We start from the raw sequence: 21,813 nt of genomic DNA, 5'->3' as shown, positions 1-21,813 counted from the left end.
ATGATATTGTTGGATTTGGTACTTGAGACGATGGATCAGGATGCGCTTTGGAATCAACTTGAGAGGTGATTTGACGAAGCTCAGCGACGCCGAGCTGAGTTCGGAATTTGACCGGCTCGTAGAATACAGGATCGCACGATTTGGATCAGAGCCTCGTGTGGGCAGCCTCAGAGGGATTATCTACCATGGTCCGGAGTGGCCGTTCGGACGTGGCCCGATCCATGCCCGGTGGGCTTACAAGATTTGGATCGGCTATTTTTGGATTTTCAGAGGACGGCGAGGAACTCTTTATCTGGTCGAGTGCGAGATTAAGGATGTTAGGGACGAGATAGAGCGTCGGGTTCGGCACCAAAAAACAGCAATGGTAAAATCATGACCCGCATTCCGAACTTCGCGGATATCAAGTTCGAGGCAATTGCTCCGGCCCAACCCGCCGGCGCCGCCGAGCCGTGGCTGACGCCCGAGGGTATCCCGGTGAAGCCGGGCTACAGCGAGGCCGATCTCGAAGGCATCGACTTCCTCGAGACCTGGCCGGGCATCGCGCCCTTCATGCGCGGCCCCTACCCGACGATGTATGTCAACCAGCCCTGGACCATCCGGCAATATGCCGGCTTCTCCACGGCGGAAGATTCCAATGCGTTCTACCGCCGCAACCTCGCCGCCGGACAAAAGGGCCTGTCGGTCGCATTCGATCTTGCCACCCACCGCGGCTACGATTCCGATCATCCTCGCGTCTCCGGCGACGTCGGCATGGCGGGCGTGGCGATCGATTCCATCTACGACATGCGCACGCTGTTTGCGGGCATTCCGCTCGACCAGATGAGCGTGTCGATGACCATGAACGGCGCGGTGCTGCCGATCCTCGCGCTGTTCGTTGCGGCGGCCGAGGAACAGGGCGTCCCGCCGGAAAAACTCTCGGGCACCATTCAGAACGACATTCTGAAAGAGTTCATGGTGCGCAATACCTACATCTATCCGCCGGCGCCCTCGATGCGGATCATCTCCGACATCTTTGCGTACACCTCGCAAAGAATGCCGAAGTACAATTCGATCTCGATCTCCGGCTATCACATGCAGGAAGCCGGCGCGACTCAGGACCTCGAGCTCGCCTATACGCTCGCCGACGGCGTCGAATATCTGCGCGCCGGCCTGGCGGCCGGCCTCGACGTCGACCGCTTCGCGCCGCGGCTGTCGTTCTTCTGGGCGATCGGCATGAACTTCTTCATGGAAGTCGCCAAGATGCGCGCCGCGCGACTGCTGTGGGCCAAGCTGCTGACGCAGTTCAATCCGAAGGACCCGCGTTCGCTCTCGCTGCGCACGCATTGCCAGACTTCCGGCTGGTCGCTGACCGCGCAGGACGTCTTCAACAATGTGATGCGCACCACGATCGAGGCGATGGCGGCGACCCAAGGCCACACCCAGTCGCTGCACACCAATGCGCTCGACGAAGCCTTGGCGCTGCCGACGGATTTTTCGGCCCGGATCGCGCGCAACACGCAATTGTTCCTGCAGCAGGAAAGCGGCACCAACCGCATCATCGATCCCTGGGGCGGCTCCTATTACGTCGAACGGCTGACCCGGGATCTCGCGGCGAAAGCCTGGGGACATATCCAGGAGGTCGAGGCGCTCGGCGGCATGGCGAAGGCGATCGAAGCCGGCGTGCCGAAACTGCGGATCGAGGAAGCCTCCGCCAAAACGCAGGCCCGGATCGATGCCGGCAAGCAGGCGGTGATCGGCGTCAACAAGTACAAGCCAACCAACGAAGCACCGATCATCCTGCTCAAGGTGGAAAACTCCACCGTGCGCCGCCTGCAGATCGACAAGCTGAAGCGGCTGCGCTCCGAGCGCGACCAGAAGGAAGTCGATCAGACGCTGGCCGCGCTGACGCGCAGCGCCGGCGAAGGCAACGGCAATCTGCTGGCGCTGGCGATTGACGCTGCGCGCGCAAAGGCCACCGTCGGCGAAATTTCGGACGCAATGGAGAAAGTGTTCGGCCGTCACCGCGCCGAAATCAAATCCATCACCGGCGTCTACAAGCGGGAGGCGTCCGCCATGTCCAACCGGGTTGAGAAGGTGCAGGAACTGATTGACGCGTTCGAGAACGCCGAGGGCCGCCGCCCCCGCATCCTCGTCGCCAAGATCGGCCAGGACGGCCACGACCGCGGCCAGAAGGTGATCGCGTCCGCCTTTGCCGATGTCGGCTTCGACGTCGATATCGGGCCGCTGTTTGCCACCGCCGATGAGGCGGCGCGGCAGGCGGTGGAGAACGACGTGCATATCCTCGGCGTGTCATCGCTGGCGGCCGCCCATCTCACCGCGGTGCCGGAACTCAAGGCCGCGCTGAAGAAGCACGGCCGCGAGGATATTATGATCATTATCGGTGGCGTGGTTCCGCCGCAGGATTATGACGCGCTCTACAAGGCCGGCGCCGAAGCGATCTTCCCGCCCGGCACCGTGATCTCGGATGCGGCCGAAGAGCTGATCCACAAGCTCAACGCCCGGCTCGGCCACAGCAGCGAGGCGGCGGAGTAGTTCTCCGCCGGGCCCAGTTTCTTCAAAGGATTGCCCTTGCGCGGCATTGCATTCCTCACATTCGTCAGGACAATTGGTTTGGCGGGCGCAGTCGCATGCACGGCGGCGCTCGGCATCGCGTTTGCCGCCGAGCCCAAGCCGGACTTTTCCATCAAGACCAAATGGGTCGAGGCCAGCGTCACCCTCGACGCGAAGATCAAGGCCGATCCGGCGCTGGCGGCGAACTGCCTGGCCGAGGGCAAGGCATGGGCCGTGAAGAACCGTGCCGATGCCGACAAGGAACGCAAGCAGGACCCCGAGTTGTTCCGCAACGCGTGGTCGTTTGAGCGGAAATACGAGATCCGCTCGGTGGTCGACGGCCGCTATGTCAGCATCGTCAGGGGCGACTATGAATATACTGGCGGCGCGCACCCCAACAGCTCGTCCGATACGATCCTGTGGGACAAGTCAGCGGGCAAACGCATCAGCATTCGCCCGTTCTTCACCGAAACGGCCGACAACGGCCCGACGCTGAAAGCGATGCGGCAAGGCGTCATTGCATCCCTCGAGGTCGAGAAAAAGAAACGCGGCGCGGAAGGCACTGATACCAGCGCCATCGAAGCCATCGAGCCAAAGCTTCTCAAGATCGGGCCGGTCTCGCTGGCGCCATCGACCGAGGAAGGCAAGAGCTCCGGCCTGACCTTTCACTACGCGCCTTACGCGGTCGGCTCCTATGCCGAAGGCGAGTATATCGCCTTCGTGCCGTGGGAGACGTTGAAGCCTTATCTGACGCCGGAGGGCGCCAGAATTTTCGGCGGCGCGCGCCCGAAGGAAGATGAAGACCGGCCGCAATGACGGCGGATCAAGCGGCACGGCGGCCGAGCGAGCGTTCGAGCGAATGCGTCCAGTCCGGAATCCATGACACGAACAGTGCTTGCCAGCGATCCGCGTCCTGCGGCGCGGTGTCGAGTTTCACGGACCATTCGATGAAGGTGCGGTTGCCCTCGACGACCGGCAGCAGGTGCATCGTTCCCTCGTAGCGCGTCGGCCCGGTCGCGTCAGGCGCCAACCCGGCCGGAAACGGAAACGGCTCGATGCCGGCATAGGTCAGCGAATGCGCTTCGTCCGAATGGTCGGCGAGCCGCTGCCTGATCCAGTTGCCGAGATAGCAGAAGCGCCTGACTGCGCCGACTTCGTCGCCCCGCCTTGGTCATCCTCAATCACGCTTTCGCTGACGCCTTCGATATACGCCGGATAATTGTTGAAATCGCGGATCAGCGCCCACACGGTTTCCAGGGGATGGTTCAGCACGGTGCTGTAATAAGCTGTCGTCATGGTTCTCTCCGCAATCGATCGCGGCTCGATGCCGGGCCGCACATGGATACCTATTCCGGGTAGCCCGATCGCCGCCACCCGATTTCCGGATGTGGCGAGATGCCCACCGGTGATGAAACCGCTTCACTACCAATGCCTTGCGAGGGGAGCGCAAAGCCGCCTACAATGCGGATATTACAAGAGCGCCTGACCTCGCGGCGCCGCAGGGAGGATCACCATGTCCAAAAAGATTACCCGCCGCGCATTCGCGGCTTCGTCTGCTGCTGCCGCAGCCGTCGCAGGCTTTGGTTTCAAGCCGGCATCGGCGCAGGCCTATCCGGCACGGCCGGTGACCGTGATCGTGCCATGGGGTGCCGGCGGCGGCACCGACGCGACCGCGCGCATTGTTGCGGCGCTGTTGGAAAAAGACCTCGGCCAGCCGTTCAACGTGGTCAACCGCACCGGCGGTTCCGGCGTGGTCGGCCATTCCGCCATCGCAACCGCACAGCCCGACGGCTACACCATCGGCATGCTGACGGTGGAAATCTCGATGATGCACTGGCAGGGGCTCACCGAACTAGCACCAAAGAGCTACACGCCGCTCGCGCTGATGAACGAGGACCCGCCCGGCATCCAGGTCAGTTCCACCTCGCCCTACAAGACCGTGAAAGAGCTCGCCGACGCCATCAAGGCCGCGCCTGCCGGCAAGTTTAAAGCCTCAGGCACCGGCCAGGGCGGCATCTGGCATCTGGCGCTGGTCGGCTGGATGCAGGCGATGGGACTGGCGCCGAACCACGTGGCATGGGTGCCGTCGAACGGTGCCGCGCCCGCGATGCAGGATCTCGCGGCCGGCGGTCTCGACCTCACCACCTGCTCGGTGCCGGAAGCCCGCGCGATCATCGAGGCCGGCAAGGCGCGCAGCCTCGCCGTCATGGCTACGGCGCGCAATCCTGCATTCCCCGATGTGCCGACGCTGAAGGAAGCCATAGGCATCGACTATTCGACCGGTGCGTGGCGCGGCATTGCCGGTCCCAAAGGCCTGCCGGCTGATGTCGCGACCAAGCTCACGGCGTCGCTGAAGAAGGTTTACGACTCCAAGGAGTTCAAGGACTTCATGAGCAATCGCGGCTTCGGAACGGTGTGGGGCGATGCGGCCCAATTCGCAGCCTTTATGGACAGGGGCGACGCCCAGATGGGCGTGGCGATGAAGGCCGCCGGCCTGTCGAAGGCTTGACCTTCATCGGCTGACGTCGCTCGATATCCGCGGAGCTTATCTATGCGTCTTCCCGATCGCGTCACGGGATTGTTTCTCGTTGGTCTCGGCGCGGCTGCCGCCTATGGCGGCTGGCAGTTGCCGCCGGTGCCCGGCCAGCCGGTCGGACCTAACGTCTTTCCGCTGGTGATCGGAACGGGCCTCGCGCTATGCGGGCTCGCGATTGCATTGGGGATCGGCCGCAGCTTCGAGGAAGAAGAACATCTTATTCCGGTCGAGGGCGGCCAGGTGAAGCCGCCGACCGGCAAGCTCTACGGACTGCGCGCCCTGCTCCCGCCGGCGCTATTGCTGTTCTATGTGGCGATCGCCGAGCGGCTCGGCTTCATCCTTACGGCGACGCTGATCGTGTACGTGACCGCAACCGCGCTCGGCGCCCGCTGGAAGGTTGCGCTGCCGCTCGCCGTGCTGGCGCCGATCGGCATCCACCTGATTTTCTCAAAATTGCTGCGCGTGCCGCTGCCGCCCGGCGTTTTGCCGATGCCCTGGTGACCGATGCTCAACACCCTCGCCCAAGCGTTTGCGCTCATTACCACCTGGGAAGTCATCGTCGCGATGCTCGCGGCATCGGTCTATGGCCTCGTCATTGGATCGCTGCCCGGGCTATCAGCGACCATGGCGACTGCGCTATTGGTCCCCGTCACCTTCTATCTGTCGCCGATCGCCGCGATCGCCACCATCGTCGCCGCATCCACGATGGCGATCTTCGCCGGTGACATCCCGGGCGCCCTGCTCCGCATTCCCGGCACCCCCGCCTCGGCGGCCTACGCGGACGAAGCCTATGCCATGACGCGCAAGGGCGAGGCTGAGCTTGCGCTTGGCGCCGGCGTGTGGTTCTCCGCCGTCGGCGGCATCGCGGGCACGCTCTCGCTGATGATCCTCGCGCCGCCGCTCGCCGAGATCGCGCTGTCGTTTTCGACCTTCGAATATTTCTGGCTCGCATTCCTCGGCCTGATGTGCGCCACGCTGGTCGCGCGCTCCTCGCCGGTGAAGGCGATTGCCAGCATGTTCATCGGCCTCTTGGTCGCGTGCATCGGCATCGAAAACCCCGGCGGCGTGCCGCGTTTCACCTTCGGCATGACCAATTTGTTCGGCGGCATCGAACCGATCCCGGCGCTGGTCGGCGTGTTTGCCGTGGCGCAGGTGATGCGCGCGATGCTGACGCCGGAGCCGCCGCCGATCCCGCGGCGCAAATTCGGAAGCATCCTGGCGGGCCAGTGGAAGCTCACCAAAAAATACAATTGGCAGATGACGCGAGGGAACATCATCGGGATCATCATCGGCGTGCTGCCGGGCGCCGGCGCCGACATGGCGGCCTGGGTCAGCTACGCCATGTCCAAGCGCTTTTCGAAAGAGCCCGAGAAGTTCGGCACCGGCCATGTCGAGGGCCTGGTCGAAGCCGGCGCCAGCAACAACGCCAGCATCGCCTCCGGTTGGGTGCCCTCGCTGCTGTTCGGCATCCCCGGCGACACCATCGCGGCTATCGCGATCGGCGTGCTCTACATGAAGGGGCTCAATCCCGGCCCGACGCTGTTCACCGAAAAAGCGTCGAGCATGTATGCGATCTACCTGATGTTCATCATCGCCAACATCATCATGATCCCGCTCGGCATCGTCATGATCAGGCTTGCAAGCTACGTGCTGCGCGCGCCGCGTTCCACCGTCATGCCGGTCATCATGCTGTGCTGCGCCGTCGGCTCCTTCGCCATCGGCAACAACATATTCGGCGTCGTGATCGTCGCGACCTTCGGCGTCATCGGCTATGTCATGGAGGAGAACGGCTATCCGGTCGCCGCGATGGTGCTCGGCATCGTGATGGGCACCATGATCGAGCAGAGCTTCGTCACCTCGCTGATCAAATCCGACGGCAGTGTATTCCCGTTCTTCGAGCGTCCGATCGCCGCGATCTTGGCTGCGATGGCGATCGGCGCGCTGATCTGGCCGGTGCTGGTCTGGGTGTGGCGGCGGCTCAGGCGCGGGGCGCCCGCCGCCGCGTCGGCGCGCTGAAGGACTGCGCAAGGCCCCCTCGCCTGCATGGCGCGGGCGTTGTAAACCAAGCCATGACCCTGCCGAAGAATACTTCCCCCGATGTCGGGAAACTCGCCAAAGAACTCCGCGCCGGCCACCGCGCGGCGCTGGCGCGCGCGATCACGCTGATCGAAAGCCGGCGCGGCGATCATCAGGCCGCGGCACGCGATCTGGTGCAGGCGCTGTTGCCGGACACCGGCAAGGCGGTCCGTGTCGGCATCACCGGCTCGCCTGGCGTCGGCAAATCCACCACCATCGACGCGCTCGGCATGTTCCTGATCGAGCGCGGCCACAAGGTCGCGGTGCTGGCGGTGGACCCCTCCTCGGCCCGTACCGGCGGTTCGATCCTTGGTGACAAGACGCGAATGGCGCGGCTGGCGAATTCCGACGCCGCCTTCATCCGGCCCTCGCCGTCGTCAGGCACGCTCGGCGGCGTCGCCGCGAAGACCCGCGAGGCGATGCTGTTGTGCGAAGCCGCCGGCTTCGACGTGGTGCTGGTGGAGACCGTCGGCATCGGCCAGTCCGAGACCGCCGTCTGCGACATGACCGATTTCTTTCTGGCCTTGATGCTGCCCGGCGCCGGCGACGAATTGCAGGGCATCAAGAAAGGCCTGGTCGAGCTCGCCGACATGATCGCCATCAACAAGGCCGACGGCGACAATATCAAGCGCGCCAATCTGGCGGCGGCCGAATATCGCGGCGCACTGCATATCCTGAGCCCCCGCTCGGAACACTGGCATCCGCCAGTGCTGACCTATTCGGCGCTGACCGGAACCGGCATGGACACGCTGTGGCAGAAGATTCTCGATCACCGCACCGCCATGAATGCCTCCGGCGAGTTCGCGGGACGGCGGCGCGAGCAGCAGGTGAAATGGATGTGGTCGATGCTGGAGCAACGGATGATGGCGCGGCTGCGCGCCGATCCCGCGATCCGCGCCAAGGTGAAGAAGACCGAGGCCGAGGTCGCGGAAGGCCGCATCACGCCGGCGGTTGCCGCCGAACAGATCGCGGAGTGGCTGCGGTGAGCGAAAAACTTCGCATTCTCGTCACCGGCTTCGGCCCGTTTCCCGGTGCGCCCTACAATCCAACGCAGCCGCTGGTGGCGCGTCTGACGCGGCTGCGACGTCCCGCTTTCACCGACGTCAAACTGTCCAGCCATATCTTTCCCGTGACCTATCAGGCGGTCGACCACGAATTGCCGCAGGCTCTGAAGAAGCACCAGCCGCACGCACTGTTGATGTTCGGCCTCGCCGGCCGCACCGGCTATCTCCGGGTCGAGACCCGCGCCCGCAATGCCGTCACCATGTTGTGGCCCGACGCCGCGCAAACCCGCGCCCGCAAGGGCTCGATCGCTGACGGTGCCGACGCGCAAAGGTTCGGCCCGCACACCGCGAAACTGCTCCGTGCAGCCAAGGGCACCGGCCTCGACGCCCGAGCCTCGCGCGATGCCGGAAGCTATCTCTGCAACTATCTGAGCTGGCGCGCGATCGAGTCCATCAATGCCGACAACGGCCCCCGCCTCGCCGCCTTCGTCCACATCCCGCCGCTGGCGCGCGGCGGCGCGGTCAGGCGCAAGGGCTTTTCGCGCATCACGCTGGAAGAACTGGTCGACGCCGGCGAAGCGATGCTGCTGGAAATGGTGAGGCTGGCGCGAAGGGCTGCGTAACTTCGTAGGGTGGGCAAAGGCGCACTTCGCGCCGTGCCCACCATCTTCGTGCACTGAGCGATTTGGTGGGCACGCTGCGCTTTGCCCACCCTACGGATCGGACTGCGCTCGTACCCAACATTAACCCTACCCCGAACAATCACCGAGCTCCTGCCTCGTCTTCACCATGCCGGACCGCAATTTCGCGATACCTATGAAGGCGCGAATGCCGCGCTCTGCATTGCGCGAGGGTTATTCACCATGGACATGAACCGCCGTCATCTCATTGGAGCATCCGCCGCCGGAATGGCCGGCGCGCTGGCGATGTCGCCCGAACCCGCGCGCGCGGCGCCGCTAACCTCGGCGCTTGGCCGCGATGTCACGCAATATGGCGTGCGTCCCGGCAGCCCCGACGATCAAACCGCGAAACTGCAGCGCGCCATCGACGAAGCCGCGCGCGCGCAAGCGCCGCTGGCGCTGCCGCCCGGCGTCTATCGCACCGGCATGCTGCGTCTCTCGAACGGCACGCAACTGGTCGGCGTGCGCGGCGCGACCAAGCTCGTGTTCAGCGGCGGCGCCTCGATGCTGCAGGGTGAAGGCGCCAACAGCGTCGGCCTGACCGGCATCACCTTCGACGGCGGCAACATTCCGTTGCCGACGCGCCGCGGTCTCGTGCATTGCCTCGGCGGACGCGACGTCCGTATCGCCGATTGCGAAATCACGGCCAGTGGCGGCAACGGCATCTGGCTGGAACAGGTTTCCGGCGACATCTCCGGCAACATCTTCACCAAGATCGCGACCACGGCGGTGGTATCGTTCGATGCGCTGGGCCTGATCGTCTCCCGCAACACCATCAGGGATACCAATGACAACGGCATCGAAATCCTGCGCACGGCGATCGGTGACGACGGCACGCTGGTGATCGACAACCGCATCGAGGACATCAAGGCCGGCCCCGGCGGCTCCGGGCAATACGGCAACGCCATCAACGCCTTCCGCGCCAGCAACGTCATCGTGCGGGGCAATCGCATCAAGAATTGCGACTACTCGGCGGTGCGCGGCAATTCGGCATCGAATATTCACATCACTGACAACAGCGTCAGCAATGTCCGCGAGGTCGCGCTTTATTCGGAATTTGCGTTCGAGGGCGCCGTGATCGCCAACAACACCGTCGACGGTGCCGCCGTCGGCGTCTCCGTCTGCAATTTCAACGAAGGCGGACGCATCGCCGTCGTGCAGGGTAACATCATTCGCAATCTGCTGCCGAAGCGGCCGATCGGCACCGCGCCCGACGACGACGCCGGGATCGGCATCTATGTCGAAGCGGACTCGACGGTGTCAGGCAACGTGATCGAAAACGCGCCCTCGTTCGGTATCATCGCCGGCTGGGGCAAATATCTCCGCGACGTCGCCATCACCGGCAATGTGATCCGCAACGCCTTCGTCGGCGTCGGCGTGTCGGTGCTGCCAGGCGCTGGCACGGCGCTGGTCAACAACAACATGATTTCGGAAACCCCGCGCGGCGCCGTGGTCGGCCTCGACCACGCCCGCGCCATTACGACCGACCTGTCAGCCGACGGCGCCCAGCGCTACGCACAGGTGGTGGTCGGAGGCAACGCGGTGCGGCGCTAGTTCGCGCCGCGCTACAGCGCGTTGCGCAGCAGCGGATAGCGTTCCTTCATCGTGTCGAGACTGAGCGGCGGCAACGGCATTTCGTCCAGCGCCGGCGCGTCGGGCACAGACGGCGCCTCGTCCGCGACGGCGAGCCGGCTTTCGAGCGCGACCAGAACGTCGGCGGGAATGTCGCGCCGCGGCGGCGCCGCAACTGGTGCTGGTTTCGGTTGAAGCTGTACAACCGGCTGACGGAACCCTTCATCGCGCGGCAGCGGCGTCAGCAGCAGCGGCGCCGTACGACAGCGGCCAAGCCAGGCCATGTCGATCGCCGTGTTGTCGAGCGCGGCTTCGCGGCTCAACAGGTCACGCCAGGTTTCGACGGCGGCCTTGGCTTCCTGGATGTTTTCGAGAAATTCGAGTTCGGTGTGATAGCGGCGCCAGCGCCCGGTCTCGAACAGTTCGGTGAGGTGTTCCAGCCGTTGCTCGGCAAGGTTGCACCAGCGCGCAACAATGTTGCGGCCGCGTGCCACGTCTGCAGGATGTGCCATAAATCAGCCCGTAAGAGAGAGACGGACGCAGACGCAACCTGAAACGAATCAATTGGACGTGACAGGTATATTCTGTGGAAAACTTTCTCCTTGTCCAGTACGTGGAGCTACGGAGCGCGCAGCGGATCGAAGAAACCCGGACAAATACGGAGTTGTCAGCTCTGTTCACCGTCAAGCTGCACGGCAGCATGGCCGCGTTGCGAAGCGCCTCGATAATTTCGTTTGGGAAGACACGAGGAAATATCGCGCGTCACGCAGCCGAACGGAAAGTCCGCGGTCGGCAAATCCACGCGACGCGGCTTCTTCCAAAAAACCTGTTTCCGAAAATGAAAGACCCGTCCGGGGGGACAACCGGACGGGTCAAGCCATATGGGGCGCTTGGGGTGGATGGGCGCTCGCGCCGAATACAGCCGATGGGGAGGGATTACCGCTCCCACATAGATAAGTCGCAGCACCCTCGCCGGACGTTCAAAACGCCGGGCGATTTTTTTTAACCTGGTGTTCGGGACGACCGCCGGAAAATCACTGTGCAGCAGGCTGTTTTGCGGCGTTTGCGGCCGATTTGTCCGCCGCCATCGATGGCTGGGAGTCATTCAGCGCCCGGCTCACGGAAGCGTTATCGGCAGGCGGGTCGAGCGCCGGCGTTTTTTCTCCCGCAGGCTTGCCGGAAACCGAGGCAAGCGGAACCGCCGGCGCGGCGGCCGCCGCGGTGACCGCGGCAAAGGCGTCGGCCTCGCCTGCTCCGAACTGATCGTCGCGGCCGGGGGCGCCGAGATCGCGGGCGGTCTTCGTCAGGATCGCGCGAACATCGGAAGGCTTCAACGCAGGATTGCGCTCCAGCAACAGCGCCGCAACGCCACTGACATAGGCGGCGGAGAACGAGGTGCCCGACGTGATCTGATATTTTTCATCCGGTGCCGGCAGGAAGATATCCGCGCCCGGCGCTGATATCGCGATGTGGTTGCCCCGGTTCGACGCCACAAACAACTTTTGCTGCGCGTCGGTTCCGCTCACTGCAATGACGTTCGGATTGGCGGCGGGATAGAGCGGCGGCGATTTGGCTCCGGCATTGCCGGCCGCAGCCACCATCAGGATGCCACGGGCTGCGGTGGCGGCGATCCCCCGTTCGATCAGCGGATCCTTCGGGCCAGCAAAGCTCATGTTGATGATCTGCGCGCCATGCTCGGCCGCGTAGTCCAATCCCCTCAGGATCACATAGGACGTGCTCTCCGCGCCCTTCGATCCCGCGCCGAATGCGCGGATCGCAAGCAACCTCGCCTCCGGCGCGCTACCCATCAGTTTGGCATGCGCGACGATCGCGCCGGCAATGCCGGTGCCGTGGACATGCGGACCTTCCTTGCTGCCGAGCGCGTCGAAACTGTCGGCGACCGAATTGACGAGTTCGGGATGTTTGACGTCGACACCTGAATCGATCACCGCGATGGTGACGTTCATGCCGCGGACGAGCGCATGGGCCTGCGGCAACCGAAGCTGGGCGACCGCATATTGCGCGGCGTCGCCCTCGATCGGGGCCCTCTTCTGATCCTGCAGGAAATGGCGGAAATTGAGCTGCACCGAACGCACGCTGCCGTCGGCCGCGAGTTCGCGGCGCACCGCGTCCACCGACCGGTTATCGATGATGCGGAACAGGCCGATTGTGCCGCCGAGCAGCGGGAAACTCTGCGACGCGATGCGCTCCAGGCCATGACGCCGCGCCAGTTCGTCGGCCTCGGCGGTGGACAACGCGCCGTCGATTTCGGCGACGAGTTCGTTGCGGACCGCGCGCAGATTGACCGCGGCTTGCGCGTTGTTGCTGCGCGATGCGCCACTGCCCTTTTTGGACGAGCCGCCGTTGCCGCCGCCGGCCGACATGACCGGACGATCGAAGCATTCGCCGTCAGGACCGCGAAACGCATTCTGGCAGGCCGGATAGAGATTGGGCGAAAACCGCGCATGGGGCAGCGTCGACGGCACGCCGGCGCCCGGGCGGACTCGCAGGGTCGAGCCGATGACGCCGACCCGGGATGGCGGCGTCCGCGCCACCCTATCGGCGCTCACGCTCGGCCGGGCCGCGATGGTCGGATTGATCCGCGGCGTTACCGTCGGATTGATGGTAGGCGTTCGCGCCCCGACATTGAGATTGGGCGTGCGCATGATGCCCTGCGCATGAACCGCCGAGGCTGCGAAGGCCATCAATGGCAGAGACACCGCCGACAAAATCAATGCCGCGCGGCGCGTCTTCATCAGCCAATTCGGGCCATCGTGAACCATGGGACCTCGGCCTTCCCGGGGCGCGCCGGCAGCGTCTTAAGGCGTTGCCACCGCAAGGCTGACGATCTTCTCGCGCTGCAGCCTGCCGATCAGGCCAGCAGCTTCGTCCTTGCTCATGGCCTTGTTGCCGAACTGGAGCCGGAACATGCCGCCCTTGGCGCCGTCGACGATCGAGGCCTGGTAGTTGTCGAGCAGCGCGGTGATGTCGGCGATCCGGGCTTCCGGCGCAAACCGCACCAGCGCACGCGTCGGCGCGACGCTGCCTGCGAGATCGCGCGTAATGGGCGCCGCCGACGGTTCGTTCAGGCTCAGCGAGGCGGTCTGGAACGAAGCGGTCTGGTTCTTCATCAGCACGGCGCCGATCAAGCCGGCCTGCAACAGCAACGCCACGGCGCCGAGGCTTGCCGACCAGGCCAGCGTACGCGGCGACAGCCTTGCGAAAAATTCCGATACCCGGGCGGACAGGCTTACCGAAAGCGATGGCTTGCGCACGGGCTCTCCGTCGATCGCGGCAAACAGCTTCGCCATGGCGCGCGCGGACGGCGCACCCAGGCTCTCGTTGAGGCTGATCGTCTCGGCATATTCTTCGCGGATGACTGCGTATTGCCGGGCAAGCTCGGGATCGCTGGCGAGCGCGTCCTCGACGCGGCGTGCATCGCGCGTGCTCAAGGTGCCGGCCGCATGGAACGGCAACAGCATCTCGATTTCGCCGGGCTCGTGATCCAGCATTTTTCTGCTCGCCGCCATCATGGCCAACCTCGCTCTATGCCGGCTGCCTTCAGCAACTCGGCCAATTTCTTGCGCGCATAAAACAGGCGCGTCTTGACGGTGTTCTCCGGAATACCGACGATTTCGGCCACCTCTTCCACGGACTTCTCGTGGTAGTAGACGAGATCGACGATCTCCCGATGCTCTGGCGAAAGCGCCGTCAGGCACTTGCGCAACGCTTCACCCGTATCCTTCTTCTGCACCACCACTTCCGGATCGTCGGACGTGTCCTCGATCGCGTTTGCGGTCTCATCGTCCAGTCCAACGTCCTTGCGGCGCCGAAGTGCCGAAAGGGCCTTGAACCGCGTAATCGCCAAGAGCCAGGTGGTAACGGCGGATCGGCCTTCGAACTTGCCAGCCTGACGCCATACATCGAGAAAAACCTCGCTGATGAGGTCTTCCGCAATCTGTTCATCCCGTACGAGCCGAAGCCCGAAACGGAACACCCTGACATGGTGCCTTCCGTAAAGCACCTGCATGGCGAGCCGGTCGCCTTGAGCGATCCGAGCGATCAGAATTTCGTCTGAAGCCGCCTGTGCCGCGTTCAATGGCCGTCTCGCAAAGTTGGTCTGACGGGAGAGGCCGGCGGTTCGATGTGAAAGGTGAGATTCTTCACATTACGGCAATGTCCGGATTGCATATGTGATCTACCGCACAGACGGACATTACCAAGCCATATTCCCGGCAAGAACGAGCTGAACCCAAATATTGGTACCATAATACGGAAACACTTTCCTAAAGACGGGCCACGCCCAGGACCTTAGCAAGGCTTCGCCGGCAGGGCAGCACCTGCTTCACGCCCGACCGTTCCCGCTCAAGCGGGTTCCGACTATCGGAATCCGGCAGATTTCCGTTGCGAAACAGTGCAATGGCAGGGTTTTAACGGACCCGACTCGGCTTCAAAAGATACCAAACCTAAAGGCTTTATTCCCTAAAGTTTCGTCCGGCACACTCCAATAGCGACGGGACATGAACAGCGCGGCTTCATTGCTTCAGGGGCAAGGCTCCCACAGTACGGCCGCGCCGGTCCGACTGCCGCTGGAAGTATTGAAGCGCCGGTCCGGCCAGCGCCGCCAGATGCTGGCCGTGCAAGGCGTCAGCTACGCGCTCATCACGTCGGTCTTGCTGGTCTATTGCTACGCCGGCACCGTCCCGATCATCATTCCGTCGGCCTATTTCCTTTCCGGCGTCGGACTGGTCTCGGTCTTTGTCGTGTTGTCGGAAGCGCACTTCAACGACCGGTTCGAGGACCACTATCTCACGATCTTCCAGGTCGCCGGCCACGTCGCACTCCAGCTCTGCTTTCTGCTGGCGGCGCCGCAGATCGGATTTGCCTTCCTGAGCGTGGTATTTCTCATATTCGGGTTCGGCGCGCTGCGAATGACCTCCCGGCAGGCGATCATCACCTGGACGCTCACCATGATCGGCATGGCGCCGATCTTCCTCTTTAGCAGCACCCCGATCGGCCTGCCGATTACCACCCAAACCGAACGCGTCGCGGCCATGCTTTCCTTTGTCCTCACCATCGGACAATGCGCCTTCGTGGGACTGTATGGCAGCTCCATGCGCAAGATGCTTTACGACCGCAGCTTCGAACTGAAAGCGGCGTACAAGCGGATCGAGGAACTTGCCGAACTCGACGAATTGACGGGAGCATCCAACCGGCGCTGCATCATGCGAATGCTGGAGGAGGAGATCGCCCGCGCGACCCGCAGCGGATCGCCCTGCTCCATCGCGCTGATCGACCTCGACTGGTTCAAGCGCATCAACGACGCCTACGGCCATCCAACCGGCGACGAGGTGCTGCGGACGTTCTCGATCACGATGTTCGCCAACATCCGCAGCGTCGACCGGTTCGGCCGCTATGGCGGCGAGGAATTCCTGCTGGTGCTGCCCGACATGGACGCCGGCCAGGCGATGCGGGCGCTCGACCGGTTGCGTACCATTATTGCCGATCTCGACTGGAGCGCGTTCTCGCCCGGCATGAAGGTGACGATGTCGGCAGGTGTTGCAACGCTGAATCCGAACGAGACGTCAGACACATTTCTCGCGCGCGCCGACAGCGCGCTTTATGCAGCCAAGGCGCAGGGACGCAACCGCATTACCAGCGCCTGATCCGACATATTTCAGTTCCGGCCGCGGAGAATCCGCTGCCGGTTTTTGCTCCAGGACAGAGTCATGATTTCGAAAGCCGCCACGTCTCCCTCTCCCGGAAGTCTGCTCGATGAGCTGCAGTCCACGCTTGCGCACGGAACCGTCGCTCGCCGGGTCGAGACCCTGCGCCGGGTAACCGATCTCTTCATCAACGGCGCGGTGGACTTTTCGGACGAGCAGGTCGGGCTGTTCGACGATGTCTTCCAGTGCCTGATCGACCACATCGAAGCCTCGGCCAAAATGCTGCTGGCCAACCGGCTCGCCCCGATCGACACCGCCCCGCCGCTCACCATCCGCGCGCTTGCTTTCGATGATGTCATCGAGGTGGCAGGTCCGGTGCTGTCGCAATCGATGCGGCTCGACGACAAGACCCTGATCGAGAATGCGCGCAGCAAGAGCCAGGCGCATTTGATGGCGATTTCGACCCGCAGGACCCTGAGCGGTGCGGTCACCGACGTGCTGGTCCAGCGCGGCAACGATGAGGTGATCCAGTCAACCGTGAACAATCCGGGCGCGGAGTTCACCGAGCGCGGCTTTACCCGCCTCGTCAGCCGCGCCGAAGGCGACGACAGTCTCACGACCTGCATCGGCCTGCGTCCGTCAGTACCGCGGCATCTCTACCTGAAATTGCTCGCCAAAGCCTCCGACACGGTGCGGCAGCGGCTGGAGGCCGCTAACCCGCAGCAGGCGGCCGAGGTGCCGACCGTGGTCAAGGAAGCAACGCGGCGCGCGCGCTCGGCGACCTCGACGATCACCAGGAACACCGCGATCGCGCACGCGCTGGTCAAGTCGCTGTACGAGGACGGCCGGCTCGATGAATCCGAGGTGGCGTCGTTTGCGGCGGCCGGGAAATTCGACGAGGCCAACGCCTCGATCGCAGCGCTCGCCAACGTGCCGGTGGCGATCGCCGAGAACATGATGATCGAAAGCCGTGCCGAAGGCGTGATGATTTTGGCGAAGGTCGCAGGTTTATCGTGGTCGACGGTCAGAACCATCATCAAGATGCGCGACGAACTGTCCGGCGCGGAGCCGGCCGATCTTGCCACCTGCAAGGACACCTACGAGCGGTTGCGGCCGTCGACGGCGCAGCAGGTGCTGCGCTTCCACCGCATGCAGCAGAATGCGCCTGTCGCGTGAGTACTGTGCTTCCGTAGCCCGGATGGAGCGCAGCGCAATCCGGGTCCCTATCCGCTTGCAAAAGAGTCCCGGATTTCGCTTCGCTCCATCCGGGCTACGGGATGGTGCCGCGAATCGTCAATACTTCAGCAGCTTCGCTCCAGCGAGCGCGCCGATCGCGGTCACCAGTGCGGTCGCGATCGTGTACCAGGCCGCCACGAATAGCGGTGAATCGTCCGTGCAATGCGAGGCATAGAGCGTTGCCGCCAATCCCGCCGACAACAGTCCGGCGATAGCGCCCGCCAATGCAGGCCGCGACGGGGCACCGTGACGCAATCCGAGCAGCGCGCCGGCCAGGATCGGCAGCGACATCAGCGGAATCGCCGTCAGACAGACCCACGAATTCTTGCCGACCAGCCGCGTCATCATCGGCAATCGTTGCGGCATCATCATTTCGCCGCCGATCCCAGCGGTCAAAATTCCCACCGGCGCCAGCAGCAGCCAGCCAAATCCGCGCAGCGAGGCTTCGGGTCGCGACAGATGCAGGCTGACGGCAATCGCTGCAATCGCCAGCGCCAGCGTTACCGCGAATTTCAGGTCGAAGAACGGGTTGCGCATCGCAACCATCACGTCGGGCCTGACGCCGAGTTCGGTAAAGAACATCAGCAGCGAGACCGGCGCGGCGGCCAGCAGCGCGAGCATCAGCGCGTATCCCACCGGGCGCGCACGGTGCTCGTTGTCGGCCGCCAGCGTTCGAATGAGACGATCGGTATCCATTCTCATTGTTCCCGTAACTTCGCCGTCAGGCTGGCCAGCCCCCGGTGCAGCGCCACCCGCACCGCACCCTCGCTCATCGAAAATTTCGCGGCCGTATCCTTGATCGAGGCGCTGTCGACCGCGATCGACTGCAACACGTCGCGCTGCCGCGCCGGCAGCGTCTGAAGCTGGGCGGCAACCTCGCTCGCCGAGGCGGTCTCGGTCGGCGTTTCGCCCGGAAGCGTTTCGGCGAAATCGTCAATGTCGATGAAAATGCGCCGGCCGCGGCGGCGCAACGCATCGATCAGCTTGTTGCGGGCGATCGCAAACAGCCATGGGGCAAACGGGGCGGTGACGTCCCAGGTGTGCCGCTTCAGATGGACCGCCAGCAAAATGTCCTGCACGATGTCCTCGGATTGATCGACCGGTTGCCCTGCCCGCGCCAGACCACGGCGCGCCGCGGCCCGGAGCACCGGCGTGACGGCCCTGAGCAGGCGATGATACGCCGCACTGTCGCCTGCAATGGCCGACCGCATCAGGCCGGTCCATTCGTCATCCCGTTCGCGCAAGAGCGCTCCTACCCTGCAATTCGGTCGATCTTTCAATTTGTTACGTCAGGACGATCCGATCACGAAGTCGTGATCGGAAATCCCAGCGCAACCGGCCGGGCACCCCCTGGTCGGGAATCGGAACGGCCGGCTGCGCGGACGGCAGGCTCATAACATTGATTACGCAGGCTCGCACCCCGCGCAGCTCTCCCGAGGGAGCCCGCATCGGCAAAAATGCCCGCCGGTACATGTCCGCTGCAACACCATTGCCCAGCTTTTGCCCGGTGTTGCCCGAAGATTCCCTGTTTTTGCCGCGCTGTGGACACGGCGCGGGGTCTTTTTTCGGGGCTGGGCGGCGGCCAAATGGGGAGATTCCACATGACGATCAAAGCCAGCGCGGGATCGGCATTGATTTTAGCGGCGGGGCTTTTGGTAGGTTTCGCAGGACCACTGCCGGCGATAGCCGCCAGTGCGGATAGCGCCGAGGTCTCGAAACCGGAGAGCGCGACATCCGGCAAGTCCGCCACGACCGGTTCGCGCTACCTGAAGAAACGCTCCGCCCATCGCAAATCCACCCACGCGGCAACGAAATCCACCGAGAGCAAGAAAGCTGACGAAAAGCAGGTCGCTGATGCGAGTGGCAGTCCCCCACCCGCGATGATGCCCGAGTGGCTCGCCAACGCCAATGCACAAATGACTTCGACCGATGCGGCCCCCGATAGCGCCAAGGCCATGTCGGCGGCGATGTCGGAGAAAGCCAGCACAGTCCTGCAGGCGGCGGCGGACAAGCCAGCTGACGCGGAGGCACCGGCCGATGCCGCCGTGGTTGCCCCCGACCAGCTCAACGACGTCGATCGTGCGTTGCAGGAGGCCCCCTCCACGCAGACGGTTGCGATGGCTTCGGCCAAACCGGCAGCGGAGAGCCCCGGTCAGGCCGTGACTAGCGATAGTTCCACGCTGGACAAGACCTCGCTGATCGGAAAGATCTTTATCGCCTTCGGGGCCCTGCTGACGATGGCGTCTGCCGCGCGCATGTTCATGGCGTAGCTGTCGGCGTTCAGGATGCGGCATCCCCACGTCCGGGGTCCGTTCCCGCCACTTGAAGCCCACCCCGGCAGCGGGCACATTGCGCGCAGATTGGGATACCCCGGGGTGGATCATGGCGACGTTCGAATACATCATTGTCGAGAGCAAGGGCGCGGTCGGCATCATCACGCTGAACCGGCCGAAAATGCTCAACGCGCTGTCGTTCGGCGTGTTTCGCGAGATCGCGGCAGCCGTCGACGATCTCGAGGCCGACGACAAGATCGGCTGCATCCTGCTCACCGGCAGCGAAAAAGCGTTCGCCGCCGGCGCCGACATCAAGGAGATGCAGCCGAAAAGCTTCATCGACATGTTCTCCAGCGATTTCACCGCGATCGGCGGCGACCGCGTCGCCACCTGCCGGAAACCGACGATCGCGGCCGTCAGCGGTTATGCGCTCGGCGGCGGCTGCGAGCTCGCCATGATGTGCGACATCATCATCGCCTCGGACACCGCGAAGTTCGGCCAGCCCGAAATCACGCTCGGCACCATCCCGGGCATCGGCGGCACCCAGCGGCTGACGCGCGCGATCGGCAAATCCAAGGCGATGGATCTGTGCCTCACCGGCCGCATGATGGATGCGGCGGAAGCCGAGCGCTCCGGCCTCGTCAGCCGCGTCGTGCCGGCGGACAAGTTGATGGAAGAGGCGCTCTCGGCGGCCGAAAAGATCGCCTCGATGTCGCATCCCGCTGCGGCCATGGCCAAGGAAGCCATCAACCGCGCATTCGAGACGCCGCTGTCGGAAGGCATGAATGTCGAGCGCAACCTGTTCCACTCGACCTTTGCGCTGGAAGACCGCTCCGAAGGGATGGCGGCGTTCATCGAGAAGCGCAAGCCGGTGAACAAGAACAGGTGACATTCGCTATAGCGAGCGAAGCAAGAATCGTAGCAACCATTAAAGCTTCACCCGATCGCCGGTGAGGCTGACGCCGTGCTCACCGCCGTCAAGGCGTGGCCTGACGACAGCGTGGCGGTGGAGGGAGCAGAGCGACGGCCATCCTTGACGGCGTCTGCGCGCGACGTCGTCGGAGCGGCAGGTCGGGACGAAGAAACGGTGCTGCGGTCGAACCAAGAAACCGAATTCATCCGGTCCGGGCGATTACGGCGGTTGGAGGCGGTTCATCTTGCCACAGCGTGCCGCGGGCCACGACGGTGTTGACGAAGATGAGCAGCTTCCTGGCGCAGGCGATGAGGCAGCGCTTGTGTTCTTTTCCGGCGGCCTTCAGCCGCTTGTAAAGAGCGATAAGCTGCGGGTTCCAGCGAAAGGATGCCGGCAGCGCGGCGGTATAGAGCGCCCGGCGCAGCCTCTTGCGCCCGCCGTCGATGTGACGAGCGCCGACTTGCTCGCCGCTGTCATCGTCATAGGGCGCGAGCCCGGCGAGGGCTGCGGCTTGCTCGCGGCTGAGCTGGCCGATCTCGGGCATGCGCACCAGGATCGCGACTGCGGTCGGCAGCCCGGCGCCGCCGACGCTGTAGATCAGGTCGAGCCGCTGGGCGAGGTCGCGATGCTCGCGGATCGCGGCCACCAGAGCCTTGAGTTCGACCCTCGCCCGCTTGGCCAGGCGGGCGATCTCTTCCTTCCAGACCTTCTGGATACGCGGATCTCGGCAGGTCTCGAGCCGGTTCTTGTACAGTTTAATATCCTCGCCGATCTGCTCGATCAACGTCAGGTGTTCGGCAAAAGGCTGCAGCCGGGGATCGGGGGCGGGATGGATCTTCTTGACCGCAGCAGTGCAGGCCGCGATCAGCGCGGCATCGATCTTGTCGTTCTTGGCTCGCTGCAAGTGGAACTTGGCGTAGGCACGCACCTGCGCCGGCTGAAACACCACCACGACAAACCGCTTGCGTCGCAACTCGACGACGACCGCTTGTTCATAGCCGCCGCTCGCCTCGATCCCAATGCGCTTGACCTTGTGGCGCCGCAGCCACTCCAATAGCACCTTGTGACCTTCCGCCGTGTTCTCGACCTGCAACTGCTCGCAGTTGCCATCGATTGCCACGTCGAGCTTCCGTTTGCCGGTATCGATCCCGGCACAGACTGTGATACGCTTAGCCATCTTCGTCGACCCTCCCTTGTGAATGCGAACCTAAAGTTCGTTCAACCATCCGGGTCCCGATGAAGTGCCGACCGCGATCTTGCTACGACAGACAGCCCTCAAGGCTTCGGTGGGCATCGATCCGATCGAT

Annotated in this window: 21 protein-coding genes; 12 read left to right on the top strand and 9 right to left on the bottom strand. The window is 63.9% G+C overall.

The window, feature by feature from the left end; genetic code table 11:
• The first annotated feature begins 372 nt into the window (after positions 1-372).
• Positions 373-2,532, top strand: a complete 2,160-nt coding sequence (gene scpA / locus V1279_RS09060; RefSeq protein WP_334434494.1) for a methylmalonyl-CoA mutase — start codon at positions 373-375, stop codon at positions 2,530-2,532.
• Positions 2,533-2,610: 78 nt separating this feature from the next.
• On the top strand, positions 2,611-3,366 hold the full coding sequence (locus tag V1279_RS09055; RefSeq protein WP_334434492.1) for a DUF3298 and DUF4163 domain-containing protein: 756 nt from the start codon (positions 2,611-2,613) through the stop codon (positions 3,364-3,366).
• A 7-nt stretch (positions 3,367-3,373) separates the two neighbouring features.
• On the opposite strand, the gene V1279_RS09050 is transcribed toward V1279_RS09055, so the two are convergent.
• Both V1279_RS09050 and V1279_RS09045 read right to left on the bottom strand, forming a co-directional pair.
• Entirely contained in the window at positions 3,374-3,538 is a 165-nt protein-coding gene (locus V1279_RS09050) for a hypothetical protein (protein WP_334434490.1), read from the bottom strand.
• An 80-nt stretch (positions 3,539-3,618) separates the two neighbouring features.
• Positions 3,619-3,846, bottom strand: a complete 228-nt coding sequence (locus V1279_RS09045; protein ID WP_334434488.1) for an SRPBCC family protein — start codon at positions 3,844-3,846, stop codon at positions 3,619-3,621.
• A 217-nt stretch (positions 3,847-4,063) separates the two neighbouring features.
• Between V1279_RS09045 and V1279_RS09040 the strand changes: the two genes are divergently transcribed.
• The 6 genes from V1279_RS09040 (at position 4,064) to V1279_RS09015 (ending at position 10,400) form a co-directional block, all read left to right on the top strand.
• On the top strand, positions 4,064-5,059 hold the full coding sequence (locus V1279_RS09040) for a tripartite tricarboxylate transporter substrate binding protein (protein WP_334434486.1): 996 nt from the start codon (positions 4,064-4,066) through the stop codon (positions 5,057-5,059).
• A gap of 42 nt (positions 5,060-5,101) precedes the next feature.
• Positions 5,102-5,587 (top strand): tripartite tricarboxylate transporter TctB family protein, encoded by a 486-nt coding sequence (locus V1279_RS09035; protein ID WP_334434484.1) that lies wholly within the window; start codon positions 5,102-5,104, stop codon positions 5,585-5,587.
• A 3-nt stretch (positions 5,588-5,590) separates the two neighbouring features.
• Complete coding sequence (locus V1279_RS09030; RefSeq protein ID WP_334434482.1) at positions 5,591-7,102, top strand: tripartite tricarboxylate transporter permease; 1,512 nt, start codon at positions 5,591-5,593, stop codon at positions 7,100-7,102.
• A 53-nt stretch (positions 7,103-7,155) separates the two neighbouring features.
• Positions 7,156-8,148 carry a methylmalonyl Co-A mutase-associated GTPase MeaB gene (gene meaB / locus V1279_RS09025; protein WP_334434479.1) on the top strand — a complete coding sequence of 331 codons (993 nt, stop codon included), beginning with the start codon at positions 7,156-7,158 and terminating at the stop codon, positions 8,146-8,148.
• A complete protein-coding gene (locus tag V1279_RS09020) occupies positions 8,145-8,789 on the top strand; it encodes a pyroglutamyl-peptidase I (RefSeq protein WP_334434477.1) in 645 nt (214 codons plus the stop codon). The genes meaB and V1279_RS09020 overlap by 4 nt, the downstream gene beginning before the upstream one ends.
• Before the next feature lie 240 nt (positions 8,790-9,029).
• Positions 9,030-10,400: a TIGR03808 family TAT-translocated repetitive protein gene (locus V1279_RS09015; protein ID WP_334434475.1), complete on the top strand. Its 1,371-nt coding sequence runs from the start codon at positions 9,030-9,032 to the stop codon at positions 10,398-10,400.
• An 11-nt stretch (positions 10,401-10,411) separates the two neighbouring features.
• Here the strand turns inward: V1279_RS09015 and V1279_RS09010 are convergent, their stop codons facing one another.
• The 4 genes from V1279_RS09010 to V1279_RS08995 form a co-directional block, all read right to left on the bottom strand.
• On the bottom strand, positions 10,412-10,930 hold the full coding sequence (locus V1279_RS09010; protein WP_334434473.1) for a TIGR03809 family protein: 519 nt from the start codon (positions 10,928-10,930) through the stop codon (positions 10,412-10,414).
• 522 nt (positions 10,931-11,452) lie between these two features.
• The gene (locus V1279_RS09005) at positions 11,453-13,174 is read right to left on the bottom strand and encodes a S8 family serine peptidase (protein ID WP_442894743.1); all 1,722 of its coding nucleotides are present in this window, start codon (positions 13,172-13,174) and stop codon (positions 11,453-11,455) included.
• Positions 13,175-13,237: 63 nt separating this feature from the next.
• Positions 13,238-13,951, bottom strand: a complete 714-nt coding sequence (locus V1279_RS09000; protein ID WP_334434471.1) for a hypothetical protein — start codon at positions 13,949-13,951, stop codon at positions 13,238-13,240.
• Positions 13,948-14,517, bottom strand: a complete 570-nt coding sequence (locus V1279_RS08995) for a sigma-70 family RNA polymerase sigma factor (protein WP_212418354.1) — start codon at positions 14,515-14,517, stop codon at positions 13,948-13,950. Before V1279_RS08995 ends, V1279_RS09000 begins: the two co-directional genes overlap by 4 nt.
• Before the next feature lie 421 nt (positions 14,518-14,938).
• On the opposite strand from V1279_RS08995, the gene V1279_RS08990 reads away from it, so the two are divergent.
• A complete protein-coding gene (locus tag V1279_RS08990; RefSeq protein ID WP_334434467.1) occupies positions 14,939-16,084 on the top strand; it encodes a GGDEF domain-containing protein in 1,146 nt (381 codons plus the stop codon).
• Between the two features lie 63 nt (positions 16,085-16,147).
• A complete protein-coding gene (locus V1279_RS08985) occupies positions 16,148-17,260 on the top strand; it encodes a DUF2336 domain-containing protein (protein ID WP_334434465.1) in 1,113 nt (370 codons plus the stop codon).
• A 117-nt stretch (positions 17,261-17,377) separates the two neighbouring features.
• Here V1279_RS08985 and V1279_RS08980 read toward each other — a convergent pair whose 3' ends face one another.
• Positions 17,378-18,016: a DUF1109 domain-containing protein gene (locus V1279_RS08980; protein ID WP_334434463.1), complete on the bottom strand. Its 639-nt coding sequence runs from the start codon at positions 18,014-18,016 to the stop codon at positions 17,378-17,380.
• 2 nt (positions 18,017-18,018) lie between these two features.
• Complete coding sequence (locus V1279_RS08975) at positions 18,019-18,564, bottom strand: sigma-70 family RNA polymerase sigma factor (RefSeq protein WP_334434461.1); 546 nt, start codon at positions 18,562-18,564, stop codon at positions 18,019-18,021.
• A 357-nt stretch (positions 18,565-18,921) separates the two neighbouring features.
• Between V1279_RS08975 and V1279_RS08970 the strand changes: the two genes are divergently transcribed.
• Positions 18,922-19,590 (top strand): hypothetical protein, encoded by a 669-nt coding sequence (locus V1279_RS08970; RefSeq protein ID WP_334434459.1) that lies wholly within the window; start codon positions 18,922-18,924, stop codon positions 19,588-19,590.
• Between the two features lie 112 nt (positions 19,591-19,702).
• The gene (locus V1279_RS08965; RefSeq protein ID WP_334434457.1) at positions 19,703-20,482 is read left to right on the top strand and encodes an enoyl-CoA hydratase; all 780 of its coding nucleotides are present in this window, start codon (positions 19,703-19,705) and stop codon (positions 20,480-20,482) included.
• A gap of 226 nt (positions 20,483-20,708) precedes the next feature.
• Here the strand turns inward: V1279_RS08965 and V1279_RS08960 are convergent, their stop codons facing one another.
• Entirely contained in the window at positions 20,709-21,683 is a 975-nt protein-coding gene (locus tag V1279_RS08960; RefSeq protein ID WP_334431405.1) for an IS110 family transposase, read from the bottom strand.
• Between the last annotated feature and the right edge of the window lie 130 nt (positions 21,684-21,813).

Source organism: Bradyrhizobium sp. AZCC 1610, assembly GCF_036924515.1.
Taxonomy (GTDB): domain Bacteria; phylum Pseudomonadota; class Alphaproteobacteria; order Rhizobiales; family Xanthobacteraceae; genus Bradyrhizobium.
This window is presented reverse-complemented; position numbering and strand designations above follow the sequence as displayed.